At 72.2% G+C, this 22040-nt stretch carries 21 protein-coding genes, 1 tRNA gene and 1 pseudogene; 12 read left to right on the forward strand and 11 right to left on the reverse strand.

What is annotated here, in order from left to right; genetic code table 11:
* Positions 1-74: 74 nt before the first annotated feature.
* Entirely contained in the window at positions 75-848 is a 774-nt protein-coding gene (locus AB0A94_RS28485; protein ID WP_361748762.1) for a sulfite exporter TauE/SafE family protein, read from the forward strand.
* Here the strand turns inward: AB0A94_RS28485 and AB0A94_RS28490 are convergent.
* Positions 834-2237, reverse strand: a complete 1404-nt coding sequence (locus tag AB0A94_RS28490; RefSeq protein WP_361748822.1) for a diacylglycerol kinase family protein — start codon at positions 2235-2237, stop codon at positions 834-836. The two genes, AB0A94_RS28485 and AB0A94_RS28490, sit on opposite strands and share 15 nt — an antisense overlap.
* Before the next feature lie 121 nt (positions 2238-2358).
* Here AB0A94_RS28490 and AB0A94_RS28495 point away from each other — a divergent pair, with 121 nt between their 5' ends.
* A complete protein-coding gene (locus AB0A94_RS28495) occupies positions 2359-3108 on the forward strand; it encodes a cobalt-precorrin-6A reductase (RefSeq protein ID WP_361748763.1) in 750 nt (249 codons plus the stop codon).
* A 136-nt stretch (positions 3109-3244) separates the two neighbouring features.
* Here the strand turns inward: AB0A94_RS28495 and cobF are convergent, their stop codons facing one another.
* A complete protein-coding gene (cobF, locus tag AB0A94_RS28500) occupies positions 3245-4018 on the reverse strand; it encodes a precorrin-6A synthase (deacetylating) (protein ID WP_361748764.1) in 774 nt (257 codons plus the stop codon).
* A 56-nt stretch (positions 4019-4074) separates the two neighbouring features.
* A complete protein-coding gene (locus tag AB0A94_RS28505; protein WP_361748765.1) occupies positions 4075-4605 on the reverse strand; it encodes a DUF309 domain-containing protein in 531 nt (176 codons plus the stop codon).
* A gap of 99 nt (positions 4606-4704) precedes the next feature.
* Between AB0A94_RS28505 and AB0A94_RS28510 the strand changes: the two genes are divergently transcribed.
* The 3 genes from AB0A94_RS28510 (at position 4705) to AB0A94_RS28520 (ending at position 6506) form a co-directional block, all read left to right on the forward strand.
* Positions 4705-4781, forward strand: a tRNA-Pro gene (locus tag AB0A94_RS28510).
* Positions 4782-5442: 661 nt separating this feature from the next.
* The gene (locus AB0A94_RS28515; RefSeq protein WP_361748766.1) at positions 5443-5916 is read left to right on the forward strand and encodes a nucleic acid/nucleotide deaminase domain-containing protein; all 474 of its coding nucleotides are present in this window, start codon (positions 5443-5445) and stop codon (positions 5914-5916) included.
* A 17-nt stretch (positions 5917-5933) separates the two neighbouring features.
* Complete coding sequence (locus AB0A94_RS28520; protein ID WP_361748767.1) at positions 5934-6506, forward strand: SUKH-4 family immunity protein; 573 nt, start codon at positions 5934-5936, stop codon at positions 6504-6506.
* Between the two features lie 259 nt (positions 6507-6765).
* Here AB0A94_RS28520 and AB0A94_RS28525 read toward each other — a convergent pair.
* Positions 6766-7199: pseudogene (locus AB0A94_RS28525) on the reverse strand (transposase); the annotation flags it as partial.
* A gap of 176 nt (positions 7200-7375) precedes the next feature.
* On the opposite strand from AB0A94_RS28525, the gene AB0A94_RS28530 reads away from it, so the two are divergent.
* Complete coding sequence (locus tag AB0A94_RS28530; RefSeq protein ID WP_361748768.1) at positions 7376-8356, forward strand: aldo/keto reductase; 981 nt, start codon at positions 7376-7378, stop codon at positions 8354-8356.
* 68 nt (positions 8357-8424) lie between these two features.
* A complete protein-coding gene (locus AB0A94_RS28535; protein ID WP_361748769.1) occupies positions 8425-9231 on the forward strand; it encodes a DUF427 domain-containing protein in 807 nt (268 codons plus the stop codon).
* Here the strand turns inward: AB0A94_RS28535 and AB0A94_RS28540 are convergent.
* The 5 genes from AB0A94_RS28540 to iolC are packed head-to-tail and all read right to left on the reverse strand — an operon-like array spanning position 9221 to position 14713.
* Entirely contained in the window at positions 9221-10006 is a 786-nt protein-coding gene (locus AB0A94_RS28540; RefSeq protein WP_361748770.1) for a GntR family transcriptional regulator, read from the reverse strand. The two genes, AB0A94_RS28535 and AB0A94_RS28540, sit on opposite strands and share 11 nt — an antisense overlap.
* Positions 10007-10038: 32 nt before the next feature.
* Positions 10039-11910: a 3D-(3,5/4)-trihydroxycyclohexane-1,2-dione acylhydrolase (decyclizing) gene (gene iolD, locus AB0A94_RS28545; RefSeq protein WP_361748771.1), complete on the reverse strand. Its 1872-nt coding sequence runs from the start codon at positions 11908-11910 to the stop codon at positions 10039-10041.
* Entirely contained in the window at positions 11907-12800 is an 894-nt protein-coding gene (iolB, locus tag AB0A94_RS28550) for a 5-deoxy-glucuronate isomerase (RefSeq protein WP_361748772.1), read from the reverse strand. The genes iolD and iolB overlap by 4 nt, the downstream gene beginning before the upstream one ends.
* Positions 12801-12828: 28 nt before the next feature.
* The gene (locus AB0A94_RS28555) at positions 12829-13707 is read right to left on the reverse strand and encodes a deoxyribose-phosphate aldolase (protein ID WP_361748773.1); all 879 of its coding nucleotides are present in this window, start codon (positions 13705-13707) and stop codon (positions 12829-12831) included.
* 13 nt (positions 13708-13720) lie between these two features.
* A complete protein-coding gene (iolC, locus tag AB0A94_RS28560) occupies positions 13721-14713 on the reverse strand; it encodes a 5-dehydro-2-deoxygluconokinase (protein ID WP_361748774.1) in 993 nt (330 codons plus the stop codon).
* A 315-nt stretch (positions 14714-15028) separates the two neighbouring features.
* Between iolC and AB0A94_RS28565 the strand changes: the two genes are divergently transcribed.
* Genes AB0A94_RS28565 through AB0A94_RS28585 form a run of 5 tightly spaced genes read left to right on the forward strand, consistent with a single transcriptional unit; the run spans position 15029 to position 19991 of the window.
* A complete protein-coding gene (locus AB0A94_RS28565; RefSeq protein ID WP_361748775.1) occupies positions 15029-16048 on the forward strand; it encodes a sugar ABC transporter substrate-binding protein in 1020 nt (339 codons plus the stop codon).
* Positions 16048-17124, forward strand: coding sequence for an ABC transporter permease (locus AB0A94_RS28570; RefSeq protein WP_361748776.1), 1077 nt, complete (start codon positions 16048-16050; stop codon positions 17122-17124). The genes AB0A94_RS28565 and AB0A94_RS28570 overlap by 1 nt, the downstream gene beginning before the upstream one ends.
* 5 nt (positions 17125-17129) lie before the next feature.
* Complete coding sequence (locus AB0A94_RS28575) at positions 17130-18041, forward strand: ATP-binding cassette domain-containing protein (protein ID WP_361748777.1); 912 nt, start codon at positions 17130-17132, stop codon at positions 18039-18041.
* A 1-nt stretch (position 18042) separates the two neighbouring features.
* Positions 18043-18945, forward strand: coding sequence for a sugar phosphate isomerase/epimerase (locus tag AB0A94_RS28580; protein WP_361748778.1), 903 nt, complete (start codon positions 18043-18045; stop codon positions 18943-18945).
* Positions 18946-18971: 26 nt separating this feature from the next.
* A complete protein-coding gene (locus AB0A94_RS28585; RefSeq protein WP_361748780.1) occupies positions 18972-19991 on the forward strand; it encodes a Gfo/Idh/MocA family oxidoreductase in 1020 nt (339 codons plus the stop codon).
* A 25-nt stretch (positions 19992-20016) separates the two neighbouring features.
* On the opposite strand, the gene AB0A94_RS28590 is transcribed toward AB0A94_RS28585, so the two are convergent.
* Positions 20017-21033 carry a Gfo/Idh/MocA family oxidoreductase gene (locus tag AB0A94_RS28590; protein WP_361748781.1) on the reverse strand — a complete coding sequence of 339 codons (1017 nt, stop codon included), beginning with the start codon at positions 21031-21033 and terminating at the stop codon, positions 20017-20019.
* The gene (locus AB0A94_RS28595; RefSeq protein WP_361748782.1) at positions 21030-22034 is read right to left on the reverse strand and encodes a Gfo/Idh/MocA family oxidoreductase; all 1005 of its coding nucleotides are present in this window, start codon (positions 22032-22034) and stop codon (positions 21030-21032) included. The genes AB0A94_RS28590 and AB0A94_RS28595 overlap by 4 nt, the downstream gene beginning before the upstream one ends.
* Positions 22035-22040: the final 6 nt, after the last annotated feature.

Consider the following 22040-nt stretch of genomic DNA (forward strand, 5'->3'; position numbering starts at 1 on the left):
ACCACCCCGGGGCGCCATCAGGCGAGACGGTCCTTACCCGCGTCGATCGCCTGCACATAGCATCTGTCCTCGCAATGAACATGATGACGCTCTGGCACCTCGACGGCTGGGAATTCGCCGCGCTCGCCTTCGCGGCCCTGCTCGTCGGCTTCTCCAAGACCGCCGTCAGCGGGGCCAACACGGTCAGCCTCGCCGTCTTCGCCGCCGTGCTGCCCGCCAAGGCCTCCACCGGCGTCCTGCTGCCCATCCTGATCGCCGGGGACCTGCTCGCCGTCCTCACCTACCGCCGGCACGCCCACTGGCCCACACTGTGGCGGCTCTTCCCGGCGGTCGCGGCGGGCGTCGCCGCGGGGACCCTGTTCCTGGTGTGGGCGGACGACCGGATCGTACGGTCCTCCATCGGGGCGATCCTGCTGCTGATGACCGGGGTGACGGTGTGGCGGCGGCGGACGGCCGACGCGGACAGGGAGCCCGACGGGGTCGCCACCCGGGCCGGCCGCGCCAAGGCCCGCTCCTACGGCGTCCTCGGCGGCTTCACCACCATGGTCGCCAACGCGGGCGGCCCGGTGATGTCGCTGTACCTGCTCTCCACGGGCTTCCGGAAGCTCGGCTTCCTGGGGACCTCGGCGTTCTTCTTCCTGATCGTCAACACCTCCAAGCTGCCCTTCAGCGCCGGTCTCGGTCTGATCGACGCCGACTCGCTGCTCCTCGACGCGGCGCTCGTGCTGTTCGTGGTGCCCGGCGCGTTCCTCGGCAAGTGGGCCGTGAACAGGATCAACCAGCGGCTCTTCGAACGGCTGGTGATCGCGGCGACGGTGGTGGGCGGCGTGCAGCTACTGCTGCCCTGAGCGGGGCCCGGCCGGCTGCTGCGGTTCGCGGGGGGCCTCGTGGAAGTGGTGCAGCCGGCTCGGCGCGGCGGTACGGCCGACCGTCGCCGCCAGCTTGCGCAGCCGCCGCCAGTCCAGCCGCGGCGGAGCCTGGGTGACGCCGGGCCGCCTGCGCGGGACCCGGACGCGCAGCGCGCCGGGTGCGATGTGGCAGTGGACGGGGGCGGGCAGGACCATGGCCTCCCCGTCGATCCCGGCCTCGATCTCCGCGCGGTCCGCCTCGATGACGACCTCGGTGGCGGTCACGATGGTGAGCCCGCTCGGCTCGGGGTTCAGCAGCAGGGCGGCGGCGCTGATGGCGCCCTCCAGCTTCACACCGAGGACGCCGAGCGCGGCGGAGTCGAGCCGTTCCCGCCGCCCGAGGCCGAAGGGGTCGCCGGTGCGGTACGGATTGTTGCTGACCAGCACGGCCTGCGGCGCGATGAGCGTGGTGTCCCCCGCGCGGGCGACCAGCCGGGGCCCCTGCTGCCCGGTGAGCAGACCGGGCAGCATCTCCAGGCTGGTGCCGATCTTGTCGTCGCGGTAGGCGGGGCTCTGCACGATCGCCGCGTACGCGCCGAAGGAGGCGTTGTTCACGAACGGCTGCTCACCGGCGAAGCCCAGGTCGACGCGGAGCTCGACGCCGTCCGTGAGCGCGTCGAGACAGGCGGCCGGGTCACCGCGGTCGAGACCGAGGTCCAGGGCGAAGTGATTGCGCGTCCCGGCACTGATCACCAGGAACGGGATGTCGTGCTCCGCGGCCACGGCCGCCACCAGCGCCTGCGTGCCGTCACCGCCTGCGGCGCCCAGCAGATCCGCGCCGTCCGCGACGGCGGCCCGGGCCAGTGCGGTGACGTCGTGCTGCTTGCCGGGCTCGAGCAGCACCACCCGGGCGCCCAGGCGCTCCGCCTTCTCCCGCAGCCGGAACCGGCCCACCTTGCCGCCGCCCGACCGGGGATTCATGATCAGCACCGGCTTCCGGGGCGGCGGCAGCCGCCGCTCGCGCACCTGTGCCTGCCCGCCGCCCGTGCCGCGCAGCGCGAACCTGCCGCTCCACACCGCCAGCCCCCACAGGCCCAGGGACACCAGCAGCGCCCAGAACAGCGTCACCGCGAACAGCGCGAGCAGACCCGCCGGCACGCACACGGCGACCAGCGCGGACACCCACCGCAGCGGTCCCCGCAGGGTCAGCGTCCACCACACGGCGGCCGCGCTGAGCCCCAGCCCCGCGACCCCGCACACCAGCAGCAGCAGACCGCGCAGCCCGCCGTAGACGAGGGGGGTCGCCACCGCGAGCGCGGCGGCGGCCAGCGCCCCCCGCGCCGCCCATCGCTGGGCGTGATAGCCCCGCCTGCTCCAGTCCACGGCCATGCTTCCTCCAGTCACCCGGCGTCATCGTAGGGCGTGTGCGTACGGGTGTGCGGCCGGATGCCGATCTTCGTCGGGCGGGCCGGTGCCGGACCCGGCGTCCGGGCCTCGTACGCTCGGCGCCATGTCCCCCCACGTCCTGGTCCTCGGCGGCACCACCGAGGCACGCGCACTGGCCGCCGAGCTGTCCGTCCGCCCCGGAACCAGGGTGACCACCTCCCTCGCCGGACGCGTGACCCGGCCGGGCGCGGTCGCCGGTGAGCTGCGCGTCGGCGGTTTCGGCGGCGCGGAGGGGCTGGCGGACTGGCTGCGCGAGCAGCGCGTGGACGCGGTGGTGGACGCCACGCACCCCTTCGCGCAGACCATCACGGCGAACGCGGCACGGGCCGCGACCGCCACCGGGCTGCCCCTGGTGGTCCTGCGCCGCCCCGGCTGGCGGCCGGGCCCCGGCGACCACTGGCACCCGGTCCCGTCACTGGCGGCGGCGGCCGGTCTGCTGCCCCGGCTCGGACACCGGGTCCTCCTCACCACCGGCCGCCTCGGCCTCGCCGCCTTCGCCCACCTGACGGAACAGCGCTTCGTTGTCCGGTCGGTCGAGCCCCCCGAACCGCCGATGCCGCCGCACACGCGGGTCCTGCTGGCCCGGGGGCCCTTCACCGTGGCCGACGAGACGGCCCTCCTGCGCGAGCACCGCGTCGACGTGCTGGTGACGAAGGACAGCGGCGGAGCGGCGACCGCCGCCAAACTCACCGCGGCCCGCGACCTCGCCCTCCCGGTCGTCGTCGTACGCCGCCCGCCCCTGCCGGACGGGGTGACCCCGGTCCCCGACGTGCCGGCGGTCCTGAGCCGGCTGGACGCCCTCGGCCGGCCGTGACGGGCGACCCGGTCTGCCGTGACCGGTTTGCTCGGTCCACGCCCTGCCGCTCGGCCCGCGGCCGACCGCGCTCGGCGGCCCGGTACTCGCCCGGCTGCGCTCCGGCGGATGGTCGCCGGCCGGCCGGACGGGCCGCTCAGTCCTCGGTCGGCCTGCGGCGCAGCAGATACGTGTCCATGATCCAGCCCTTGCGCTCGCGGGCCTCCGCGCGGAGCCGCTCGATACGGGGAGCCGCCTCGGCCAGCGGCCCGGAGACGAGGATCTCGTCCGGCGTGCCGATGTAGGCGCCCCAGTAGATGTCGACGTCCTGGTCGGCGTACGCGCGGAAGGCCTGGTGGGCGTCGAGCATCACCACCACGTCGTCCACGCCCTCCGGGAACCCCTCGGCGAGCCGCCGCCCCGTGGTGATCTGCACCGGGCGGGCGACCCGGTTGAGCCCGGTCCGGTGCCGGGCGACGAGCGCCGACACACTGCTGATGCCCGGCACGACGTCGTAGTCGAAGACGACACGGCCCCGCTCCAGGATTTCCTCGAGGATGCCGATCGTGCTGTCGTACAGCGCCGGATCCCCCCACACCAGGAACGCCCCGGTCTGGTCCTCACCCAGTTCCTCGGAGATCATCCGCTCGTAGATGTCCGCGCGGGCACTGCGCCAGTCCCCGACGGCGGGGGAGTAGGCCGAACCTCCGGCCGCCCGGTCCCGCTCCGGGTCACGCGCCTCGACGACGCGGTAGGCACCCCCCGGTATGTGCGCGTCGAGCATGTCCCGGCGCAGCCGGGTCAGGTCCGCCTTCGCCTCGCCCTTGTCCAGGATGAAGAACACGTCCGTGCTCCGCAGTGCCTTGACCGCCTGCAGGGTCAGCTGGTCGGGGTCGCCCGCGCCGATACCGATGACATGAATCTCTCGCACGCCCCCGAGTCTGCCGCACGGCACTGACAGCGCGTGCACCGCACCCGATCCCTCCGTCAGGAGACCCCGCGCAGCCGGGGCGCCCGCGCGCCCGCGTCCACGGGAACGCCGCCCTCCACCTCGGCCGCCAGTTCCCGGGCCCAGGCGATCACACCGGGAAGATCGATCCCGTGCGGCCGACGCACGTCCCCCGCTCCCGCGGCCCACTCCTCCACCGCACCGGCCCCCCGCCGCAGCAGCCGCGCCCCACCGGTGACGTTCCCGCGCGCGGCATGGGTGAGCCCCACGGCGAGCTGGGCCAGCCCCCGCCACAGCTCGCGCTCGCCCTCCGGCCCCGACTTCCAGGCGTCCTCGAACACCTCGTGCGCGTGGAACGGCTTCCCCTCGTCCAGCAGCCGCTGCGCCTCCGCGACGCTCTCCTCCGGCCGCCGCACCACCCCCTCCGGCTGCCGGGGCACCCCCGGCGCTCCGTACGGCAGGGGCCGCCCGAGCCCGTCCCGCGGCCGGGCGTTGCGCGCCCGCCCCTCACCGTCCCGGTCCCGCGCGTCGGCCGTCCGGCCCGAAGAAGTGCTCTCCGTGCTGCCCATACGCCGATTGTCCCGCGCCCGGTCCGATTCGGGTCGGCCCGGGCGCGTGGGGTAAAGTGCTGTTCGCGCGATCACGCGGTTCACCGCACGTGAGCGCACCGGGACGTGGCGCAGCTTGGTAGCGCACTTGACTGGGGGTCAAGGGGTCGCAGGTTCAAATCCTGTCGTCCCGACCACGCGGAGACGCAGGTCGGAGGTCGTTCTCTCATCCATGGGAGAGCGGCCTTTCGTGCGTCCGGGGGCGTGGCGGTCGCAGTGTGGTCGCACGCCTGGACCGGGGCTGGTTCGCCGTGCCGGTGGTGGGTGGTGCGGGGAGCGGAGCTTGTGGAGGGCTGCGCGGAGGATGTGGTCGATGGTGCCGACGGCTTGGCGGGCGGCCCGTCGGGTGAGGTGGCCGTAGGGGTTCGCGGTGGTCGACCGGGTGGAGTGCCGGAAGGTCCTGGAGACCACGGCGGGCGGGACGCCGGCGATCACGGCGGTGGCCAGGCGGCGCAGGTCGTGGACCGTGGTTCCCGGAGCACCGGCTTCCCCGGGCAGCCGGTGGAGACGGTCCAGCACCCGGTGTGGTCCGAGCGGGCGGCCGTCGGGTCGGCGGAGGGCCGGCCCGCTGAACCGGTCACCGGGGGCGCCGTGGGGTCGGGGCGCCGATCGTGCCCGGTGCCGGAGGGCTGTGGCGACGCGGGGCGGGAGGGCGTCCCGCCCCTGCTCGACCGGGTCCTGGGCGTGGTGACGACCGGGCGGTCGTTGTCGACGGCGGAGAGCGTGCGGCGCACGTGGAGCACACTTCGGTCGAGGCGGACGTCGTCCCGGCGCGGTCCGAGGACCTCGCCCTCACGCATGCCGGTGCCGATCAGCACTTCGAACGGCAAAGGCCCCAAGGTCAGTTCCACGAAAATCAGTCCGGGCAGCACTCCTCTGTCGCGTGCCACGGAGGTGGCCCGCTTCGCTAAAAAGGACTACGGCGGCACCAACTTTGCGGCTGCCGAGTACCTGCCCTCCGGCAGTGAGAAGCCCATCATTCTCGTAGGCGACAGTGAAGGTCCACACTCCGAGCGCCTCATAGGATATCCGGTCCTCCGGCACGGTGAAGAGGGGAACATCAAAAAGATATACACCGAGAGAGAACCGTGTCAATTGTCCCCGAAGTGTGATCAATGGCTGGATGAGTACTTCAAGTCCAAGAATCCCAAGCTGGAGGTGGAATATGCCAACGACTACGACCAGAAAGACAGAACCAGCGGCAGGGACAAGGAGCACCGCGACTACATGAGGGACCTGGAACGCGCGCACAAGCAACAAGGACACCCTTAGCAGGAGACGCGGAATTGTTGATCAGCATCACACCACGCCAGGTAGTCGACAGCTTCGGTCTTGCCTGCGTCACGTACTTCCCTCGTTCCGCTGAAAGTCACCTGCGAAGCGAGGTGGCACACTTCCTGTCGGATGTCGGCTTGCCCGAGGGTTCGTTCTTCTCGAGCCGCTTCGACCTTGAAGACGAGTCCCTGGAAAGAATCGACGACAGGCCGACGCTGAAGGCCGCTTTCGAGGCGGACGGCGCCGAATGCCCACCCGAATCCGAAGGGTGGGAGATTCTGGGAGTCTTTAACTACGCAACGATCGCCATCGATCCGAGCGATGGGCGGATCTACTCCTTCCCCGAAGGGGAAGAGAATTATACCGCCATGAACGCGGACATTTCCTCGTTCGTTCATTCCCTCATTGTCCTGGAGCAGGGGAAGAGTGAGTACAAAGGGCTTCCGGTGGACGAGGGAGGTGAACGCGCTCGCGTCGTGGAGCGTATCAGGCAGCAGATTTCCGAGGTCGACGAAGTCCCTTTCGCTGATGAGGACAGTGAATGGAGCAGGCTCTTCGAAGAAATCGGCTTCGGAATGTGGGGCTGACACGGATACCGGCGGCGATCGGCGTCTCCTTTCCCGAGCCCCGGACCGGCACGTGCCCTCGGCTCAGGGCTCTGCCGCCGCTCGGGCCTGTCTTCCAGGCTCTGCCCGCCGGATCCCGTGTCCCGGGACCGGCCGCCCTCCTGGCGGCAGCGACGTGTGTGCACGCCACGGCTCGGGACCCGCGGTCCGCGGTGCGGTCGCCGCACATGCTTCCGACCGAGGTGCGGCCGGAGTGGTTCGGCGCAGCCGGCTGATCGCTTCAGGACGAGGTTCGTGGGCGGCGCGGGCACATGAGGCCGCAGGCCGGTCCGAGCCGAGCGGACCCTGATGGGGATCGGCGCGTCGCTCGCAGCGGATGCGGAGCCGCTTGAACCGGTGCGGCCGGGCGAAGGCGCGCTCGACCACCCGGCGCGCCTCGCCCGGTCCGGAACCGTGCGCGATGCCGCGACGGGCGAGCAACGGCTTGATGCCCCGCTTCCACAGCGGGCGGCGGTACTTGTCGAAGTCGTGGCCCCGGTCGGCATACGGACACCGGGGCTTGCCGCGGGGACGTCTCCGCGGTCCCTGAATCGCTCGGACGGCGTTCAGCAGCGGCAGGAACCGGATGACGTCGTGCCGGTTGCCGCCGGTGAGGACGACGGCGAGCGGGGGTCCCTGGCGGCCGACGATCAGGTGGCGTCCCGAGCCGGGGCGGTGGACTTCGGAACGACCGGAGCGCCTGGTGGTCCCGGCACCGCGCGAGGAGACGCGACGACGGCCGTGGACGACTTCTCAATGCGTCGCGCTCACGCTTGACTTGGAGCGCTCTCCAAGCGGAAGACTCCCGTTCCGTGCCCCGACGACGGGGTGTGAAACGGGAGGAGTCAGGCATGAAGTACCGCACCATCGGCACCGGTCCGCACAGCCGCCGCGTGAGCGTGCTCGCGCTCGGGGCGATGCTGTTCGGGTCGGTGACCGACGAGAAGACCTCCTTCGCCCTCCTCGACCGCTATGTCGAGGCCGGCGGGAACTTCGTCGACACGTCCGACAACTACGCCTTCTGGACCGACGGCGGCCAGGGCGGGCAGAGCGAGGAACTGCTCGGCCGCTGGCGCCGCAGCCGCGGGGTCGGCGACGAGATCGTCTTCGCGACCAAGCTCGGCGCCCGCCCCCTCGCCCCCGGCACCGGCTACACCGACAACGCCGAGGGCCTGTCCGCGAAGGTGATCCGGGAGTCGTCCGCACGCAGCCGCGAACGGCTCGGGCTGGAGCGGCTGGACCTGCTGTACGCGCACATCGACGACCACACCGTTCCCCAGCGCGAGACGGTCGAGGCCTTCGGGGCGCTGGTCGCCGAGGGCGCGGTGGGGCTGCTCGGCGTGAGCAACCAGGCCGTGTGGCGAGTGGAGCGGGCCCGCGCCCTCGCGGCGGCGGCCGGCCTGCCCGGCTACGAGGTCCTGCAGTACCAGCACAGTTATCTGCGGCCCCGCACCGACGTCCCCGACGACCTCTTCCCCGACGGCAGCCTCGGCCACGCGGGCGCGGAACTGGCCGGCTACCTGCGCGCCGAGCCCGCCCTGACCCTGGTCGCCTACTCGCCGCTGCTCAAGGGCGCCTACACCCGCCCCGAACGCCTGCCCGGCGACTACGACCACCCGGGCACCCCGGCCCGCCTCGCCGTGCTGCACGAGGTCGCCCGGGAGACCGGGGCGACGCCGGGCCAGGTCGTGCTGGCCTGGCAGATCGGTCACGAACTGCCGATCCTTCCACTGGCCGGCGTTTCGTCACTCGCGCAGTTGGAGGAGAACCTGGCGGCGGTGGACCTGGAACTGTCGGCGGAGCAGCGGGCCCGGCTGGACGCGGCCCACTGAGACGGACGTCCGCGCCCGCCGGTGGGACGGTGGAAGGGGTACCCGCACCTCCGGAGGGAGCCCCCGCCATGATCACCCACCCCGCCGCCCGTTCCCCGCGGGCGACCCCCGAGGGCCTGCTGTGGGAGCCCAGCGAGCGCTGGGTGCGCGGCACCACCGGCGGCGTCACCGTCGTCGACAGCCGCCACCCGGTCCTCGTCTGGGAACCCCGGCTGCCGGTCCCGCAGTACGCCTTCCCCCGTGAGGAGGTGCGCACGGACCTCCTCCGTCCCGCCCGGCACCCCCGGACGGGCAGCCACACCGGTTCCACGGTCTTCTACGACCTCCACGCCGGGGGCGGCCCGCGCCCGAACGCCGCCTGGACCTTCCCCGCCGACGACCTGTCCGGGTACATCGCCTTCGCGTGGTTCGGGCGCACCGACACCGGCCTCGACCACTGGTACGAGGAGGACGAGGAGATCTTCGTCCACCCCCGGGACCCGCACAAACGGGTGGACGCGATGCCGAGCAGCCGCCGCGTCCGGGTCGAGATCGAGGGCACCGTCGTCGCCGACTCGGCGAACCCGGTCCTGCTGTTCGAGACCTCGCTGCCGACCCGCTACTACCTTCCGCGCGAGGACGTCCGCCTGGACCTCTTCGAAGCCACGGACCACAGCACCCGATGCCCGTACAAGGGCACGGCCGACGCCTACTGGTCCTGGCGCGGCGGGGGAGCCGTACCACCGCACATCGTATGGAGCTACTCCGACCCGCTGCCCGCGGTGGCCGTGATCAAGGACCGCCTCGCCTACTACAACGAGGCGGTCGACCTGACCGTGGACGGCGAACGCCTGCCGCGCCCGGTCACCCCGTTCAGTGCGGGCCTCAGGACCTGACCAGCAGCTGGAAGTCGAACGAGTACCGGGACGCACGGTAGACGTGGGTGCCGTACTCCACCGCCCGCCCGGTGTCGTCGTACGCCGTGCGCTGCATGGTGAGCAGGGCGGCGCCCTCCTTCTCGTCCAGGCGGGCGGCCTCCGCCGCGGTGGCCGCGCGGGCGCCGACCGTCTGCCGGGCGCTGTGCAGGGTGATGCCGGCCGAACGCATCATCCGGTAGAGGCCGGTCGCCTCGAGCCGGGCACTGTCGAGGCCGAGCAGGTCCGACGGGAGGTAGTTGCACAACAGGGCCACCGGCTGGCCGTGGGTGCGGCGCAGGCGTTCCAGCAGGACCACCTCGCCGCCCTCGGCCAGCCCCAGGGCGGTCGCCACGTCCGCGGGTGCGGGGACCGTCTCGTTGCGGACCACCTGCGTGGTCGGGCCCTGCCCGGCCGCCTCCAGGTCGTCGTAGAGGCTGCTCAGCTCCAGGGGGCGCCTGACCTTGCTGTGCACCACCTGCGTGCCCACCCCGCGCCGCCGGACAAGGAGCCCCTTGTCGACGAGGGACTGGATGGCCTGGCGGACGGTGGGGCGGGACAGGCCGAGCCGCACCGACAGGTCGACCTCGTTGCCCAGCAGATTGCCCGGGGTGAGGACGCCCTGCTCGATCGCCGCCTCCAGCTGCTGCGCGAGCTGGTGGTACAGCGGCACCGGACTGCCCCGGTCCAGGGCGAAGTCCAGGGTGCTCAGCGCGGGTCCGGTCGCGGCACGTGCGGGGTCACCGGTCTTCGCCATGGACGTACCTTCCTGTAGCAGCGTGGGTGGGTTCAGAGGTGGCGGCGGCGTCCGGCGACCTCGGTGTCGTACCGTGCGCGGGCCCGGACGGCGGCCTCACGGGCGGACACCTCGGCCACCGGCACGTCCCACCAGGCCTCGGCCGGGGGCGCGGTGGGGGCGGGGTCGGTCTCGACGTACACGCACGTCGGCCGGGCGGAGGCACGCGCCTCGGCCAGCGCGTCGCGCAGCTCCCGCACGGTCTTGGCGCGCAGTACGTCCATGCCGAGGCTGGCCGCGTTCGCGGCGAGGTCCACGGGCAGCGGGGCGCCGGTGAAGGTGCCGTCGGCGGCCCGGTGACGGTAGGCGGTGCCGAAGCGTTCGGCGCCCACCGACTCCGACAGGCCGCCGATGGAGGCGTACCCGTGGTTCTGCACCAGGACCAGCTTGACCGGGAGGTCCTCCTGGACGGCGGTGACGATCTCCGTCGGGTTCATCAGGTACGTGCCGTCGCCGACCAGCGCCCAGACCGGGGTTCCGGGCGCGGCCTGCTGGACACCCAGCGCGGCCGGGATCTCGTAGCCCATGCAGGAGTAGCCGTACTCCAGGTGGTACTGGCGGGGGCTGCGCGACCGCCACAGCTTGTGCAGGTCACCGGGGAGCGAACCGGCCGCGTTGATCACCACGTCCTCGTCGCCGACGACCGCGTCGAGCGCGCCGAGCACCTGCGTCTGCGTCGGTACGGCCGTGTCGTCCTGCGCGCGGTAGGCGCTCTCGACGACCTGCTCCCAGCGCTCCTTGCCGGCCCGGTACTCGGCCTCGTACGACTGCTCCACGCGGTGCCCGGCCAGCGCCTCGGCGAGCAGCTCCAGACCGCTCCGCGCGTCGCAGACCAGGGTGCGCGCCGCCAGCTTGTGCGCGTCGAAGCCGGTGATGTTGAGGTTGAGGAAGCGGACGTCCGGGTTCTGGAAGAGGGTGCCGGAGGCGGTGGTGAAGTCGGTGTAGCGGGTGCCGACGCCGATCACCAGGTCGGCGGTGCGGGCCAGTTCGTCGCTGACCGCCGTGCCGGTGTGGCCGACGCCGCCGAGGTCGGCGGGGTGGTCGTGGCGCAGGGAGCCCTTGCCGGCCTGGGTGGAGGCGACCGGGATGCCGGTGGCGTCCACGAACGCCTTCAGCGCCTCCTCGGCCTCGCTGTGGTGGATCCCGCCGCCCGCGACGATCAGCGGGCGCCGCGCGGCCCGTACGGCCGCCACGGCCGCCGCCAGCTCCGCCGGGTCCGGGGCGGGACGGCGTACGGACCAGACGCGCTCGGCGAAGAACTCCTCCGGCCAGTCGTACGCCTCCGCCTGCACGTCCTGGGGGAGGGCCAGCGTCACCGCACCGGTCTCGGCCGGGTCGGCGAGCACCCGCACGGCGCCCAGCGCGGAGGGGATCAGCGCCTCGGGGCGGGTGACGCGGTCGAAGTACCTGGACACCGGGCGGAGCGTGTCATTGACCGACACGTCCGCCTCGACCGGGTGCTCCAGCTGCTGGAGCAGCGGGTCGGCGACGCGCGAGGCGAAGTAGTCGCCGGGGAGCAGGAGCACCGGCAGCCGGTTGACGGTGGCCAGGGCGGCGCCGGTGACCAGGTTGGTCGCGCCGGGACCGATGGACGTCGTCACCGCCTGCGCCGAGAGCCGGTTCAGCTGGCGGGCGTACCCGACGGCGGCGTGCACCATGGCCTGCTCGTTGCGGCCCTGGTGGTACGGCATCACGTCGGAGTACTCGACGAGCGCCTGCCCGACGCCCGCCACGTTGCCGTGGCCGAAGATGCCCCAGGTGCCCGCGATCAGCCGGCGGCGTACGCCGTCCCGTTCGGTGTACTGGGCGGACAGGAACCGCACCAGTGCCTGGGCGGTCGTCAGTCGGCGGGTGGCGGCGCTCATGCGGACCTCTCCGGTGCGGTGTAGAGGGGGAGTCGGGGGTCGACCGCCTGGTCGGGCCAGGTGGCGCGGATCCAGGCGTGGTCGGGGTGGTCGCAGATCAGCCAGGCGCGTTCGGCCCCGGGTCCCGCCATGACGTTGAGGTAGTACATGTGGTGGCCGGGCACGGCCATCGACGGGCCGTGCCAGCCGTCCGGGATGAGGACGACGTCGCCGTCGCGCACCTCCGCCAGCACGTCCGTCTCCCGGCCCGGACCGGACGGGGAGACCCGCTGGTAGCCGAGGCCGGGGGCGCCGTCGTGGCCGGTGAACTCGAAGTAGTAGATCTCCTCCAGCACGGACTCCTCGCCGGGCCGGTGCTCGTCGTGCTTGTGCGGCGGGAAGGACGACCAGTTGCCGCCCGGGGTGAGCACCTCGACCGCGATCAGCTTGTCGCACTCGAAGACCCCGGCGGCCCCGAAGTTGTTGACCTGCCGTGAGCAGTTCCCGGTGCCGCGCAGCTCGACGGGGACGCCGGAGGCGGGCCCGTACCGGGCGGGCAGCCGGCGGGTGCAGCGGGCGCCGGTGAGCGCGAACCGTCCGCCGTCCGAGGCGGACACCGTCGTACGGGCGTCGCGCGGGACGTAGGCGAAGTCGGTGACGCCGTCGAACACGCCGGTGCGGCCGGTGAGTTCGAAGGTGTCGTGGCCGAAGTCGTCGTCGGCGGTGACCGTGCAGCCGCCGCTCAGCGGCAGCACGATCCACTCGCTGTCGCCGGTGTCGAAGGTGTGCGTACCGCCCGGGGGCAGCTCCAGGACGCGCAGGCTGGAGTAACCCCAGCCGGCGGATTCCGGGGTCACGCCGACGGCATAGGGGCCGGCGGACGCCTTGCCCGCGGGAAGGTGATGTGTCATGCGATGCCTCCGTCTTCGTACGGGCTTCTCACAACAGGCCGACGGCCGTGTCGACCGCCGTCTCCACACTGCCCTCGGCCGGGTAGAGCAGCGAGCGGCCGACGACCATCCCCATCACGGTGGGCAGCCGCAGCGCCTTGCCCCACCGCTCGTACGCCGCCTCCTGGTCGCCGACCTCGCCGCCGAGCAGGACGACGGGGAGCGTGGAGGCCCCCAGCACCTCCGGCATGGCGTCGACGTCGTCGGTGACGGGGAGTTTCAGCCAGGTGTAGGCGGAGGTGCCGCCCAGCCCGGAGGCGATGGCGATGGAGCGGGTGACGGCCTCGGCGGACAGGTCGTTGCGGACCCGGCCGTCCGCACCCCGGCGCGATATGAACGGCTCCACGAACACCGGAAGCCGGCGTGCGGCCATGGCGTCGACGGCGCGGGCGGCGGACTCCAGGGTGGCCAGCGAGCCCGGGTCGTCGTAGTCGATGCGGACCAGCAGCTTGCCCGCGTCGAAGCCCAGCCGGGCGATGTCCTCCGCGCGGTGGCCGGTGAAGCGGTCGTCCATCTCGAAGGACGCCCCGGCCAGGCCGCCGCGGTTCATCGAGCCCATGACGACCTTGTTCTCCAGCGCCCCGAGGAGCAGCAGGTCCTCCAGGATGTCGGCGGTGGCCAGCACGCCGTCGACGCCCGGGCGGGACAGCGCGGTGCAGAGACGTTCCAGCAGGTCGGCGCGGTGGGCCATGGCCAGCCGGCGGTCGCCGATGCCGAGCGCGCCCCGGGCGGGGTGGTCGGCGGCCACGATCATCAGCCGCCCGCTGTCGCCGATCAGCGGGCGCCGTGCCCGGCGGGCGGCGGCCTCGGCGACGGCCTCCGGATTGCGGGCCCGGACCGTGGTGAGGTCGGGGATGCTGAGGTTCAAGGAAGGGCTCCGTTCAGGACTGGCTCGGCAGGTCCGCCGCGTCCGGCGACGCGGCCCGCGCGAGGAGGTCCGCGACCTCCGGCCCGGTCGGCATGGCGGACGAACAGGCGAGGCGCGAGGCGACGAGGGCGCCGGCGGCGTTGGCGTGGCGCATGGTCCTCTCCAGGTCCCAGCCGGAGAGCAGGCCGTGGCAGAGCGAGCCGCCGAAGGCGTCGCCCGCGCCGAGGCCGTTGACCACCTCGACCGGTACCGGGGACACCTCGACCCGGGTGCCGTCGCGGTGCACGGCGAGCACGCCCCGGGGTCCCTGCTTGACCACGGCCAGCTCCACCCCGGCCGCCAGCAGCGCCTCGGCGCAGGCATCGGGTTCGCGCACCCCGGTGGCGACCTCGCACTCGTCGAGGTTGCCGACGGCGACCGTGGCGTGGCGCAGCGCCTCGCGGTAGTACGGACGGGCCTGGTCCGGGTCGCGCCAGAACATGGGGCGCCAGTCCAGGTCGAAGACGGTGGTGCCGGACCCGTCCCGCGCCTCCAGGGCGGCGAGCGTGGCCGAGCGGCTGGGCTCCTCGCTCAGGCCGGTGCCGGTGATCCAGAAGATCCCGGCCGCGCGTACGGCGCTCAGGTCCAGCTCGTCGGCGCGGATCTCCAGGTCGGGGGCCTTGGGGCGGCGGTAGAAGTACAGCGGGAAGTCGTCCGGCGGGAAGATCTCGCAGAACGTGACCGGCGTGGGATACGCGGCGACCGGCGTGACCCAGCGGTCGTCCACGCCGAACCCCTTGAGCGCCTCGTGCAGAAAGGTGCCGAAGGGGTCGTCACCGGTGCGGGTGATCAGTGCCGTGGAACGGCCCAACCGGGCGGCCGCCACCGCGACGTTCGCGGCCGATCCGCCCAGGAATTTCCCGAACGTCTCCACCCGCGACAACGGAACGCCGGTCTCCAGTGGATAAAGATCGACCCCGATGCGACCCATGGTGATCAGGTCGAAATACTGTGGTGAGTGGGCCATTGAGCGACGCTCCTCGAGCAGCTGGGGATGCGGGTCCCGGGGCGCCCTGCCACGGTGGGGATGGATTCCAGGGACCTGCCGCCTCCCAGGTGTAGGTCTCGAAGGGCGACGCTGTCAATAGTTTGTACTTACATTCGGACTAGCTCGTGAAATGATGTCTTAACAAAGTATTGACAGCAGGCGGTTCTGGGGATTGGATCGCGTCCCAGCACGACCGCCGTGTTCCATGGCACACCCCCGGACTTCCGGGGCTCCGCGCACCGGATCCTCGGACTCCCGCCCTTTCCCCGCGTAACACAGTGAGGTGCAGGACAGATGGACCGCTCTTCTCACACCCGCTCCCGCAGAATCGCGCCGTTCGTCGCGGTCGCGGCGGCAGCCGCCCTTGCCCTCGCCGGCTGTTCCAGCGGTTCCGGAGGCAAGAAGTCGGAGGAGGGCGGAGCCGACGCCTCCGCCGGCAAGGCCTCGACCCCCCGCATGAAGGTCGCCCTGATCACCCACCAGGCGCCCGGTGACACCTTCTGGGACATCGTCCGCAAGGGCGCCGAGGCCGCGGCCGCCAAGGACAACGTCGACCTCGTCTACTCGGCGGACCCCAACGCCGGCAGCCAGGCCACCCTGGTGCAGAACGCGATCGACCAGAAGGTCGACGGCATCGCCGTCACCCTCGCCAAGCCGGACGCGCTCAAGGAGGTCATAGCCGAGGCGGACGCGGCCGGCATCCCCGTCGTCGGCCTCAACTCCGGTCTGAGCGACTGGAAGGACCTCGGCCTGCTGGAGTTCTTCGGCCAGGACGAGTCGGTGGCGGGCGAGGCGTTCGGCAAGAAGCTGAACGAGGTCGGTGCGAAGAACGCGGTCTGCGTCGTCCACGAGCAGGGCAACGTCGGCCTGACCCAGCGGTGCGACGGGGTGAAGAAGACCTTCGAGGGCGAGACCCAGATCCTCAACGTCAACGGCACCGACATGCCGTCGGTCAAGTCGACGATCACCGCGAAGCTGAAGCAGGACTCCTCCATCGACTACGTCGTCACCCTCGGCGCGCCCTTCGCGCCGACCGCGGTGCAGTCGGTGGGCGACGCGGGCAGCAAGGCGAAGGTCGCCACCTTCGACCTCAACAAGGAGCTGACCAAGGCGATCGAGGCCAGCGACATCCAGTTCGCCGTGGACCAGCAGCCCTACCTGCAGGGCTACCTCGCCGTCGACGGCCTGTGGCTCTACGAGAACAACGGCAACTACAGCGGCGGCGGTGAGCAGCCGGTGCTCACCGGCCCGGCGTTCGTCGACAAGTCCAACGTCGACGCGGTCTCCGAGTACGCCGCGAAGGGCACTCGGTGATGAGCATGGCCCGACAGGCGGAGCCGGCGGTGAACACACCGCCGGCCCCCGGCCCGAAGCAGACCGACGGCCGCACCGCGCGGCGCTCGCCGGCGCTGCGTCTGCTCGCCCGGCCCGAGGTCGGCGTGTTCCTCGGGGCCGTGGCCGTCGTGGTGTTCTTCCTGTTCGCCGCGCCGCCGGTGCGGGACGGCAGCTCCATGGCGAACATCCTGTACCAGTCGTCGGTCATCGGGATCATGGCGCTGCCCGTGGCCCTGCTGATGATCGGCGGCGAGTTCGACCTCTCGGCCGGTGTCGCCGTCGTGACCTCGGCGCTCACCGCGAGCATGCTCAGCTACCAGCTCACCCTGAACGTGTGGATGGGCGTGATCGTCGCCCTGGCGGTCTCCCTGGGCATCGGCGCGTTCAACGGCTGGATGCTGGTCAGGACGGGGCTGCCCAGCTTCCTGGTCACCCTCGGCACCTTCCTGATCCTGCAGGGCGTCAACCTGGCCGTGACCAAGCTGGTCACCGGCAACGTCGCCACCGACAGCATCAGCGACATGGACGGCTTCGACCAGGCCAAGGCGATCTTCGCCTCCAGCTTCGAGGTCGCCGGCGTCCAGGTGAAGATCACCGTGGTGTGGTGGCTCGTCTTCGCCGCGCTGGCCACCTGGGTGCTGCTGCGCACCAAGTACGGCAACTGGATCTTCGCCGTCGGCGGCAACCAGGACAGCGCCCGCGCGGTCGGCGTCCCCGTCACCTTCACCAAGATCTCCCTGTTCATGCTGGTCGGCTTCGGCGCCTGGTTCGTCGGCATGCACAACCTGTTCTCCTTCAACACCGTGCAGTCCGGCGAGGGCGTGGGCCAGGAGCTCATCTACATCGCCGCGGCGGTCATCGGCGGCTGTCTGCTGACCGGCGGCGCGGGCAGCGCGATCGGCCCGGTCTTCGGCGCCTTCATGTTCGGCATGGTGCAGCAGGGCATCGTCTACGCCGGCTGGAACCCCGACTGGTTCAAGGCCTTCCTCGGCGTGATGCTGCTCGGCGCCGTCCTCATCAATCTGTGGGTCCAGCGCCAGGCGACCCGGAGGTGACCGCAATGACCGACAAGACCACCGGCACCCACGGCTCCGTCCGTGAGGACACCGCGCCCGACGGCGACCGCCCCCTGGTCGAACTCCGCGGAGCCGGCAAGTCCTACGGCAACATCCGCGCCCTCCACGGCGTCGACCTCACCGTCCACCCGTCCAAGGTGACCTGCGTCCTCGGCGACAACGGCGCGGGCAAGTCCACCCTCATCAAGATCATTTCCGGTCTGCACCAGCACACCGAGGGCGAGTTCCTCGTCGACGGCGCACCGGTGCGCTTCTCCACCCCGCGCGAGGCCCTCGACAAGGGCATCGCCACCGTCTACCAGGACCTCGCGGTCGTCCCGCTGATGCCGGTGTGGCGGAACTTCTTCCTCGGCTCCGAGATGACCAAGGGCCCCTGGCCCGTCCGCCGCCTCGACATCGACCGGATGAAGAGGACGGCCGACGAGGAACTGCGCAACATGGGCATCGTCCTGGACGACCTGGAGCAGCCCATCGGCACGCTCTCCGGCGGCCAGCGCCAGTGCGTCGCCATCGCCCGCGCCGTCTACTTCGGCGCCCGCGTCCTCATCCTCGACGAGCCGACCGCCGCCCTCGGCGTCAAGCAGTCCGGCGTGGTGCTCAAGTACATCGCGATGGCCCGCGACCGCGGCCTCGGCGTCATCTTCATCACCCACAACCCGCACCACGCCTACATGGTCGGCGACCACTTCAGCGTGCTGCGCCTGGGCACCATGGAACTCAGCGCCGACCGCAGCGCGGTCGGCCTCGAGGAGCTGACCAACCACATGGCGGGCGGCGCCGAACTGGCCGCCCTCAAACACGAGCTGGCGCAGGTCGGCGGCGTCGACACCGAGGAACTCCCCGAGGAGGGCGACCTCCAGGCCCCCGTAGTCGCAACTCCGGAAGGAAAGTCCTGACATGGCAGTCGCGCTCGACCGCATCCGGGTCGGTTCCGCCCCCGACTCCTGGGGCGTCTGGTTCCCCGACGACCCGCAGCAGGTGCCCTGGCAGCGCTTCCTCGACGAGGTCGCCGAGGCCGGCTACTCCTGGATCGAACTCGGCCCCTACGGCTACCTCCCCACCGACCCGGCCCGCCTCGGCGACGAGGTGAAGAAGCGCGGCCTCAGGGTCTCCGCCGGCACCATCTTCTGCGGACTGCACCGCGGCCCGTCCGAATGGGACACCACCTGGGAACAGGTCAGCCGCGTCGCCGCGCTCACCCGGGACATGGACGCGAAGCACCTCGTCGTCATCCCGTCCTTCTGGCGCGACGACAAGACCGCCGAGATCCTGGAGCCCCCGGAGCTCACCACCGAGCAGTGGGGCCACCTCACCCGGGGCATGGAACGCCTCGGCCGCGAGGTGAAGGACACGTACGGCCTGGACATCGTCGTCCACCCGCACGCCGACACCCACATCGACACCGAGGAGCACGTCGAGCGCTTCCTCGACTCGACCGACTCCGGCCTGGTCAACCTCTGCCTGGACACCGGCCACTACGCCTACTGCGGCGGCGACAGCGTCAAGCTGATCGAGACCTACGGCGAACGCATCGGCTACCTCCACCTCAAGCAGGTCGACCCGGAGATCCTCGCCGACGTCGTCAAGAACGAGGTCCCGTTCGGGCCCGCCGTGCAGCGCGGGGTGATGTGCGAACCGCCCGCCGGTGTCCCGGAGTTGGGTCCGGTCCTCACGGCCGCGCAGAAGCTGGGCGTGGACCTGTTCGCGATCGTCGAGCAGGACATGTACCCCTGCGAGCCGGACAAGCCGCTCCCCATCGCCGTACGCACCCGCGCGTTCCTGCGCTCCTGCGGCGCCTGACGAGCCCAAAAGGGGAGGCGAGAGACATGGACCGGCGCGAGCCGCTGCGCGTCGCCGTCATCGGCGCCGGCCGGATGGGCGCGGACCACGTACGCCGGATCGACCGGGTCGTCAGCGGCGCGCGGGTCACCGCCGTCGTGGACGTCGACGCGGAACGGGCCGAGGCGGTCGCCGCGGGCGTCGACGGCTGCACCGCCCACACCGACCCGGCCGCCGCGCTGGCGGCGGCCGACGTCGACGCCGTACTCGTCGCCTCCTCCGGGCCGGCCCACGAGGCCGCCCTGCTCACCGCGTTCGAGCACGACCTGCCCGTCCTGTGCGAGAAGCCGCTCACCCCCGACGCGGCCTCCGCCCTGCGCGTCATGGAAGCCGAACAGGCCCTCGGCCACCGCCGGGTCCAGGTCGGCTTCATGCGCCGCTACGACGCCGAGTACGTGAAGCTGAAGGCCCTGCTGGAGACCGGGCAGCTGGGCCGCCCGCTGATGCTGCACAACCGGCACCGCAACGTGGCCGGCCCGCCCTTCTTCACCAGTGCGATGCTCATCACCGACTCCGTGGCCCACGAGGTGGACGCCACCCGCTGGCTGCTCGGCCACGAGATCACCGCCGTGACGGTCCTGCGCCCCACCCCGTCGGCCGGCGCCCCCGAGGGACTGGCCGACCCGCAGTTCGTCGTCCTGGAGACCGACGGCGGCGCGCTCTCCGACGTCGAGATCTTCGTCAACTGCGGCTTCGGCTACCAGGTGCAGGTCGAGGCGGTCTGCGAACGCGGCACCGCCCGCATCGGCGACGGCCACGCCCTGGTCACCAGCACCGAGGGCCGCTGGGGCGGCACCATCACCCAGGACTGGACCGAACGCTTCGCCCAGGCCTACGACGACGAGATCCGGACCTGGGTCGACGCCGCACGGCGCGGTGAGGTCACCGGGCCCAGCACGTGGGACGGCTACGCCGCGGCGGCCGTCTGCGAGGCGGGGGTACGGGCGCTGGAGGAGGGCGGCCGGGTGGAGGTCGACCTGGTGGAGAAGCCCGCGCTGTACCGCTGACCGCCCGCCCGGCTGTGGGCAGTCGTCAGGCCATGGTCCGAGGCCGCGGGGCGAGCCCCGCGGCCTCGTAGCACGCGTCGATCAGCCGCATCGTCGTCACCGCGTCGTCCGCGTCCAGGGGAAGCGCCGTACCGGCGCGTACCCGGGCGGCGAACGCCTCCAGCTGGTAGGTGTACGAGGACCGCGTGCCGAGGTGTTCCGTGCGTTCGCCGTCCGGAGTGCGGACGACGACCCGGTCGTCCCGCTGCGGGAGCACGAAGTTCGGGGCCGTCGCCTCGCCCCGGCTGCCGACGACCCGGATGCTCATCTCCAGCCGGTCGTACGCCATGTGGCAGCGGGCGCTGCCCGTCGCGCCGGACGGGAACCCCAGGTCGGCGTCCAGCCACTCGTCCACGCCCGGAGCGCCCGCCCGCTCACCCGCCCGCGCGGACAGCGGACGCGGGGCACCGCCCGCCCAGGGGGCCAGCATGCGCAGCGCGTGCACGCTGTAACAACCCAGGTCCATCAGGGCGCCGCCGGCCAGCGGCAACGACCAGCGGGGGTCGGTCGCCTCCGGGGCGGGGATCGCCACCATGGCCTCCGCGTGGCGGAGTTCGCCCAGCTCACCGGAGGCCAGCAGCTCGTGCAGCCGCCGGGTGACCGGGTGGAAGAGGTAGTGGAAGGCCTCCATGAAGACGGTGCCCGACTTCGCGGCCGCCTCCCGCACCTCCTCCGCCTCCTCGGCGTTGCTCGCCGACGGCTTCTCGCTCAGGACGTGCTTGCCGGCCGCCAGCGCCGCCCGGTTCCACGGGCCGTGCAGGCCGTTGGCGAGCGGGTTGTAGACGACGTCGACCTCGGGGTCGGCCAGCAGTTCGGCGTACGAGCCGAGGGTGCGCTCCACGCCGTGTGCCGTGGCGAAGGCCTCGGCCCGTGAACGGTCGCGGGCGGCCACCGCCACCAGGCGGTGGCCGGTCGCCCCGGCCGGGGCGACGAGGGAGCGCTCGGTGATCCGCGCGGCTCCCAGGATTCCGATGCGCAGGGGTTCCGGGCCGGACCCGCTCATGCGTGCCGTACCTCCTCGATGGTGACGGGACGGTGCTCGTGCAGCGACAGTGTGCACGCCTCGGCGATCCAGCCCGCCTCCAGGGCGTCCGCGATGGTGCACGGAGAGGGCCTCGACCCCGCCACGACCTCGGTGAACGCGGTCAGTTCGGCGCGGTAGGCGGCCGCGAAGCGGTCCATGAAGAAGTCGTGGGGAGTACCGGCCGGGAAGGTCGTGCCCCGCTCCACCGACCGCAGCGGCAGCTTGTCCTCCAGCCCCACCGCGATGGAGTCGGCGAAGCCGTGGATCTCCATGCGGACGTCGTACCCACGGCCGTTGTGGCGGCTGTTGGAGACCACCGCGAGGGTGCCGTCGTCCAGCGTGAGGACCGCGCCGGTGGTGTCGGCGTCGCCCGCCTCCCTGATGTAGCCGGCGCCCCGGTTGCCGCCGGCCGCGTACACCTCGGTCACCTCGCGGCCGGTCACCCAGCGGATGATGTCGAAGTCGTGCACCGAGCAGTCCCGGAAGATGCCCCCGGACGCGGCGACGTACGCGGCCGGCGGCGGCGCCGGGTCCAGCGTGGTCGAGCGCACGGTGTGCAGCGTGCCCAGCTCCCCGCTCCGCACGGCGGCCCGCGCGGCGACGAACCCGGCGTCGAAGCGGCGGTTGTAGCCGATCTGGACCGGCACGTCCAGGCCCTCGACGGCCTTCAGCACCGCCACCCCCTCGGCCATGGTGCGGGCCACCGGCTTCTCGCAGAAGACGGGCACGCCCGCCTCCGCACAGGCCAGGATCAGCGCCGGATGGGCGTCGGTCGCGGCGGCGATCACCACGCCGTCCACCCCGGCCGCGAGCACCGCCTCGGGGGAGTCCGCGACCTCGGCGCCGAACCGCTCGGCGGCGGCCTTCGCGGCGTCCGTGAACGGGTCGGAGACGACGAGGGACTCGACGGCGCCGAGCCCGGAGAGCGTCTCGGCGTGGAAGGCGCCGATGCGGCCGAGGCCGAGGATTCCGATGCGCATGGGTGG

It is taken from the genome of Streptomyces sp. NPDC044984, from assembly GCF_040646935.1.
In the GTDB taxonomy this organism is placed as follows: Bacteria; Actinomycetota; Actinomycetes; order Streptomycetales; family Streptomycetaceae; genus Streptomyces.